Below are 1,099 nucleotides of genomic sequence, written 5' to 3' on the forward strand. Positions count from 1 at the left end.
CAGGGCGGGATTAAGCTTTGTTAAATCTTTTAACCAAAGAAAATCTCGCTCCTAAAATCGCCATTCCATGCTGCCTTTCTTATTTTGGTTGGTTTACTGGCTTTTAGTGGATGCTGCTCTAAAAGGTTCAGCACGATACGCCTAAATAGCGCCATTTTCTTCGCGTTTTCACGGTCACCAATCCTTGAACAGTCTTCCCTAAAAGTGACGTCAAGCACCCAGTGTTGCTGGTTTTCGATGTGCCAATGCTGACGCACTGCTTTGGCTGCAAGTTCGATGTCCAGAGGTAAAGAACTTAAGTAATAATCCGTATTTATGGTGGTAACACCTTTAAGTGTTCGTTGACGCTCAACTGCTATGAGCGACTTGGCTGATGGCCACTTTTTTGCGAGCGCCTGCGGTAGCTTTGCTGGAATTTGAAACGTCGTGCGACGCTCTTTACGGCCATGCCCCTTGTCATCCGCTTCGACACTCAATATGTCGACGCCGTCGTTATCCCAGTGAGGTTGGAACTGCATTTCTATGGCCTGCCTAAGTAGAGGTTGGTTGCCTTTTACCTGAACAATATAGTCGCCTTTAGCTTTGATGATTTGTTGAAGCGTTTCCCGCTGGCAATGAAGTGCATCAAAGGTTACAACAGCGTCTTTAATGTCTAACATGTGCAACAGCGCTTGAACCGTTGCGATTTCGTTACCTTTGGTCTGTGTATCTTGCTGATAGAGCACGATACCTTGTTCGGTATCAAAGGCCGAAACGAGGTGTAGCGCATTTTTTGCGCCATGTTGATTAACTGCACCCCGCAACGTTTTACCGTCGATAGCGATTAATGGCTTGGATGAAGCCTCTCTTAAGCTATTTGCCCAACGAAAGAGCGTTAACAACAGTATTTCGTTATCGATAACTTTAATGATCCGGGCAATGGAATGCCGAGTCGGGATCCCTTTGTCAAAATCTCGATGTTTACGTAGCCAAGATAGGTTCTCGTTGCCAAATTCTTCAATAGCTTGCCAGCCATCACAACCTGAAGCGATAGCGGCTAAAACAAGAAAAATAATATCAACTAAATCATGGTCTAGGTTGATGTGAGAGCGAGGGTCTT

Annotated in this window: 1 protein-coding gene; it reads right to left on the reverse strand. The window is 45.3% G+C overall.

Features of this window, described 5'->3' with window-relative positions:
- Window positions 1-29: 29 nt before the first annotated feature.
- The coding region (locus tag IEW93_RS21795; protein ID WP_188741281.1) for an ISAs1 family transposase at window positions 30-1,099 on the reverse strand (1,070 nt) is incomplete at its 5' end.

The organism is Shewanella inventionis, from assembly GCF_014641855.1.
Taxonomy (GTDB): domain Bacteria; phylum Pseudomonadota; class Gammaproteobacteria; order Enterobacterales; family Shewanellaceae; genus Shewanella; species Shewanella inventionis.